Source organism: Anaerolineales bacterium, assembly GCA_022866145.1.
Taxonomy (GTDB): Bacteria; Chloroflexota; Anaerolineae; order Anaerolineales; family E44-bin32; genus PFL42.
In genome coordinates this window covers 1-5,166 of sequence record JALHUE010000512.1, presented here as the reverse complement: position 1 = coordinate 5,166, position 5,166 = coordinate 1, and the positions used below count along the sequence as shown (strand labels likewise).

6 protein-coding genes are annotated in these 5,166 nt (G+C 66.8%); all 6 read left to right on the top strand.

Annotated features, from left to right (window positions below; genetic code table 11):
* The first annotated feature begins 234 nt into the window (after positions 1-234).
* The 6 genes from ssb to recN all read left to right on the top strand — a co-directional run bounded on the left by ssb (position 235) and on the right by recN (position 4,954).
* Positions 235-651 (top strand): single-stranded DNA-binding protein, encoded by a 417-nt coding sequence (gene ssb / locus MUO23_14890; GenBank protein ID MCJ7514237.1) that lies wholly within the window; start codon positions 235-237, stop codon positions 649-651.
* Positions 652-725: 74 nt separating this feature from the next.
* Entirely contained in the window at positions 726-1,076 is a 351-nt protein-coding gene (locus tag MUO23_14885; GenBank protein MCJ7514236.1) for a DUF3467 domain-containing protein, read from the top strand.
* On the top strand, positions 1,063-1,698 hold the full coding sequence (locus tag MUO23_14880) for a haloacid dehalogenase (protein ID MCJ7514235.1): 636 nt from the start codon (positions 1,063-1,065) through the stop codon (positions 1,696-1,698). Before MUO23_14885 ends, MUO23_14880 begins: the two co-directional genes overlap by 14 nt.
* 83 nt (positions 1,699-1,781) lie before the next feature.
* On the top strand, positions 1,782-2,654 hold the full coding sequence (locus MUO23_14875) for an NAD(+)/NADH kinase (protein MCJ7514234.1): 873 nt from the start codon (positions 1,782-1,784) through the stop codon (positions 2,652-2,654).
* Entirely contained in the window at positions 2,651-3,187 is a 537-nt protein-coding gene (locus MUO23_14870) for a B-box zinc finger protein (protein MCJ7514233.1), read from the top strand. Before MUO23_14875 ends, MUO23_14870 begins: the two co-directional genes overlap by 4 nt.
* 9 nt (positions 3,188-3,196) lie before the next feature.
* Positions 3,197-4,954: a DNA repair protein RecN gene (gene recN / locus MUO23_14865; GenBank protein MCJ7514232.1), complete on the top strand. Its 1,758-nt coding sequence runs from the start codon at positions 3,197-3,199 to the stop codon at positions 4,952-4,954.
* Positions 4,955-5,166 lie beyond the last annotated feature (212 nt).

Sequence of the window (5,166 nt, the reverse complement as noted above, 5' to 3'; positions counted from 1 at the left end):
GCAGCAACGGATGAGGGAGCCGGAGGGGCGAGCGCCGACCCAGAGCCCCGCTTTCCCGGCGGACGCCGCCAACAGCCAGGGGTAACCCCACCCGTGCTGTGAACTGTCGGCCGAACGCACTTGACAAGTATCTCTGGCGGTAGTACAATTGTTCTAGTTGCGGTGGGTGAACCAAACGCGAACCGGCCACCCGGGCCGGAACCTGACTCAGACCCCCACCGGAAGGAGATCCCCATGTTCCACAAAGTGATTCTCGTTGGCAATCTCGGGCGTGATCCGGAGATGCGCTACACGCCCGGCGGCCAGGCGGTCACCAACCTTTCGGTGGCCACCAACCGCACCTACACCGACAGCGGCGGGAACACGGTCAAGCAGACCGTATGGTTCCGGGTCTCGGTGTGGGGCAAGCAAGCCGAGAGCTGCCACCAGTACCTGCGCAAAGGGAGGCCGGTGCTGGTGGAGGGCCGCCTGAACCCCGATGACAACGGCAACCCGCGGATCTGGAACGCCCAAGACGGCGCCCCTCGGGCGTCCTACGAGGTCACGGCCGAGACCGTGCGCTTCATAGGCGGGCGGGAAGATGGCGGCACGGCCGCCGAGGAAGGCGGCCCCGGCGCCGGTCCAGAGACTGAGGACGAGATTCCGTTCTAGCCAGCCAACCCAGCGAGCCCTCAGCCGCCTGCGAGTGGTTGAGGGCTCGCGCCTTTTCTTCTACGGAGCAGGATGTGAGCAAGAACGATGCGGCCCAGCCCCCCAACCAGGTCCAGGTGCAGCTGCCATCCAATCTGGATCCGGTGTACGCCAACTTCGCCCTGATTACCCACTCGCCGTCCGAGATCGTGATCGACTTCGCCCAGCTCATGCCCCAGATGCCCCAGGCGCGCGTTCGGGCGCGAATCGTGATGACCCCCATGAACGCCAAGCTGGTGCTGCGTGCCCTGGGCGAGCGGATCGGCCGGTTCGAGGCGCTGTTTGGAGAGATCACCATCCCAGAAGGTTCCGGCCTGGCAGACCAGCTCTTCCGCGCCCGAGGCGGGGATGCCCCCGAAGGGGAGGAACCGCGTGGATCAGCTTGAGGCCATCGGCAGCCGCATCCGCGGCCATCTGGAAGAGAAGAATGCCGCCCGCGATCGGGCTTTGCAGCAGTCACGCACCCTGGTCCGCCATGCCTCGCTCGCCATCCGGGCCGTCCACCGCGGGGAGGCGCAGACCGCGGACCGTGAGCTCTCGGAAGCCCACGACCTGGCCGTCGCGCTGCGGCAGGGGCTGGCCCCGTACCCCGATCTGCTGCATGCCGGCTACACTCAAGACGCCCTCAAGGAATTCGCCGAAGCCAGTCTGGTGCGGGCCCTCGTCGCCGGCGAACCCATCCCCGAGCCCGAAGGCCTGGACGTCGACTACGCTTCCTACCTGGGCGGGCTGGGCGAGGCCGCCGGTGAACTGCGCCGGCGAGTGCTGGACATCCTGCGTCACGGCCACAGCCAGGAAGCGGAACGCCTGCTGGCGGCGATGGACGATATCTATGGCTTACTGGTGACCGTCGACTTCCCGGATGCGATCACCGGCAACCTGCGCCGCATCACCGACATGGTGCGGGGCGTGGTCGAGCGCACCCGTGGCGACCTGACGACCAGCAAGCAGCAGCACGAGTTGCGGGCGGCGCTGCAGGCCGTAGAGATCAAGCTCGAGCGCCAGTGAATCCGAGGAGAGCAATCGACGAGGCGGGCCCATGCCGCCGGCCTCGCACGGCTGCCGAACCGCGCCGCGTATAATACCTGCGCATGGAAGCTCGGTCCTCCCCTCCCAGCCGGGTGACGCTCGTCGCCAATCCCAAGCTGGCTGAAGCCTTCACCACCATGGCCGCCATCGCCGGACTCCTTGCCGACCGCGGGCTGCCCGTCGTGCAGGGCATCCTGGGGGACGACTCGGTTCGGGAGAGTATCGAAGCCCACCAGGTGGACCTGCTGATCGCCCTCGGCGGGGACGGCACGGTGCTGCGCGCCAGCCATCTGTGTGCCCCTCACGGTGTCCCCATTCTAGGCGTCAACCTGGGCCGGATTGGCTTCCTGACCGAGATCGATCGCGGCCAGTGGCGCCCGGCAGTGGACCGCCTGTTGGCTGGCAGCTTCTGGCTGGAGCGCCACATGATGCTCACCGCCAGCCTGTGGCGCGGTGAGGCCTTGCTGGGCGAGTGGGACGTCCTCAACGAATGCGTCATCGGGCGGGGCGGCATGGTCCGCCTGGTGCGGTTGAAGGCCGAGATCGAGGGACGGTACGCCACCCATTTTGCTGCTGACGCGCTGATTGTTGCTACTCCGACCGGATCGACCGCCTACGCCCTGGCGGCCGGAGGGCCAATCCTTCCGCCGGACCTGCGCAACATCCTGGTGGTGCCCGTGGCGCCCCACCTGTCCGTTGACCGGGCCATCGTGCTGCACGAAGGCTCGTGGGTCCGGGTGACGGTCTACAGCGAGCACCCGGCGTCGATTAGCGCCGATGGCCAGACGCCGGTCGAAATGCTGAGTGGCGATCGGGTGGATGTCCGCGCCGGCCGGCACAACGTGAACTTCGTCCGCTTTCAGGACCCCGGTTACTTCTACCGAAACCTGACCGCCCGGCTGAGCCAAAACTCCAATCCGAGAGATGAAGAATGACAGAATCCGCACTGGTATGCGCCAACCATCCCGATCGACCGACAACGCTGCGCTGTAACCGTTGTGAGAAACCGATCTGCACCAAGTGCGCCGTGCTGACTCCCGTCGGCTACCGCTGCAAAGAGTGCGTGCGCGGGCAGCAGGCCGTCTTCGAGACGGCGACCCCACTGGACTTCGTACTGGCCTTTGTCATCGCCGCCTTGGGCACGGCGATGGCGACCGGCATTCTCAACCTGATCGGTTTCTGGGGGATCTTCGTGGCGCCGTTGGTCGGCGGGGCGCTGGCCGAGGCGATCCGCTTTGCCGTTCGCCGGCGGCGCGGCCTCAGGCTGCCGTTGACGGCCGCCGTCGGGGCCATCGTCGGTGTGCTGCTCAACCTTGTCATTCCCGTCTTCAATGCCATCCTGATGTTCACCAGCAACGTGGGGCTCAACCTGTTGGCCGGGATCGGACTGCAGCTCATCTGGCCGCTGGTGTACGGCGGCCTGATCGCCAGCACGCTGTACTATCGGCTGCGCGGCATCCGCATGTAGCTTGGGGCCATGCTCCGCCACCTGCACATCCGCGATTTCGCCATCATCGACGAGCTGGAGCTGGAGCTTGCCGGCGGTTTCGTCGTGCTGACCGGCGAAACCGGTGCCGGCAAGTCCATCCTGGTGGACGCGGTGGAACTGATCTTGGGTGGACGGGCCGAGACCACCTTCGTCCGGGCTCAGGCACCGGCGGCGCTTGTCGAGGCGGACTTCGAGATCCCGCCGGAAAATCAAGGGAGCCTGAATGCCCGGCTGGAGGCGGAAGGCCTGGCGGACGATCCGGCATGCGTCTCGCTGGTGCGAGAGATCCGGCGCGAGGGCCGGAATATCTGTCGGGTAAACGGCCGCTCGGTCGGCCTGAACCTGCTGCGCGAGATCGGTGAGCAGCTGGTGGATGTGCACGGGCAGTCCGAGCATTTGAGCCTGCTGCGAGTGGGCGAGCACCTGGAACTGCTGGATCGATTCGCCCACAACGGTGGGCTGCGGGCCGAGTATGAAGCCGGCTACACCCTACTGAGCGACGTCCGCCGGCTGTTGGCCGCGCTGCGCCAGGCCGAGCGGGATGCTGCCCGCCGGTCCGAATACCTGACTTTCCAGATTCGCGAGATCGAGTCGGCCCAGATCAAGCCCGGGGAAGAGGCTGTGCTGGCGGAGGAGAGGACGCGCCTGGCGAATGCCGAACAGCTGGCCTCGCTGGCTGCCCTGGCCGCCAGCAGCCTGGACGAGGCGATCGATGAACGGCCGACGGCGGTCGACCGTCTGGGTGAGGCGGCGCAGGCGCTGCACTCGCTGGCGCGGGTGGACACCAGCCTGGCCGAGCTTCCCCTGGAATTGCAGGGGCTGCTTGAGCAGACGGCGGACCTGGCAAAGCGTCTGCGGGAGTACCGCGAATCGATCGAGTTCAACCCCCGGCGGCTGGATGAGGTTGAGGAGCGCCTCGGACTGCTGCGGAGTCTGATGCGCAAGTACGGCGACAGCCTGGAAAGCGTGCTGGCACACGCCGAGGCGGCTGGCCGCGAGCTGGATACGATCACGCACGCCGAAGAGCGGCTGGCGGAGCTCTCCGCCCAGGAGGCGCAATTGCTGCATGCCCTGGGTTCCGCCGCACAGGCGCTCAGCCAGGCGCGGGCCCGGGCCGGAGAGAGCCTGGCGGCGGACATCGGGACTGAGCTGGACGACCTACGCATGGCGGGCGCCCGCTTCGGCGTAGATCTCCAGCAGCAAGAGGACCCCGAAGGATTGTTCATCGAAGGCCGGCGTGTGGCCTTCCACGCCCACGGCAGCGACCGGGTCGAGTTCCTGGTGGCGCCAAATCCCGGCGAAGGACTGAAGCCGCTGGTAAAAATCGCCTCGGGCGGCGAAACCTCGCGGCTGATGCTCGGCTTGAAGAGTGTGTTGGCTCGTGCCGACCGCACCCCGACGCTGATCTTCGATGAGATCGACCAGGGCATCGGCGGCCGGGTGGGCAGCACCGTCGGGCGCAAGCTGTGGCGTCTGGCGCGCCAGCATCAGGTGCTGTGTGTCACCCACTTGCCGCAGCTGGCAGCCTATGCCGACCAGCACTTCCGGGTGGAAAAAGTGCAGCGCGCCGGACGCACCTTCACCACCATCGGTCCACTCACCGAGGCGGAGCGCCTGACCGAGTTGGCCATGATGCTCGGCGGGCCGGGGGAGGCCAACGAGCGCTCCGCCGCCGAGCTGGTAGGGCAGGCCGACGGCGACAAGCACGCTGACCTGAGCTCCCCGGTTGCAGACCCTGTCACGTGAACTCCTTGTTTTAGGTTGGGCTAATTCCCAGTACAATCCCAATTGCTGCAGCCAGATCGCGGTCGGCTGGCGAGCATTGGGCGTCTGCCCACAGGGACGGATCGGGTCCAGGCTCAGACGAGAGGCATGGCGTTGGTTGACTGGTTCCTCGAGCTGAATGCCATCCAGCAGGCCCTGTTGGCCACTGGCTTCACCTGGTTCGTGACGGCCCT

What these genes read in the sequence shown, in the direction of transcription:
- ssb (MCJ7514237.1), top strand. Translation starts at nt 235, where the DNA reads ATGTTCCACAAAGTGATTCTCGTTGGCAATCTCGGGCGTGATCCGGAG.
- MUO23_14875 (MCJ7514234.1), top strand. Translation starts at nt 1,782, where the DNA reads ATGGAAGCTCGGTCCTCCCCTCCCAGCCGGGTGACGCTCGTCGCCAAT.
- MUO23_14870 (MCJ7514233.1), top strand. Translation starts at nt 2,651, where the DNA reads ATGACAGAATCCGCACTGGTATGCGCCAACCATCCCGATCGACCGACA.
- recN (MCJ7514232.1), top strand. Translation starts at nt 3,197, where the DNA reads ATGCTCCGCCACCTGCACATCCGCGATTTCGCCATCATCGACGAGCTG.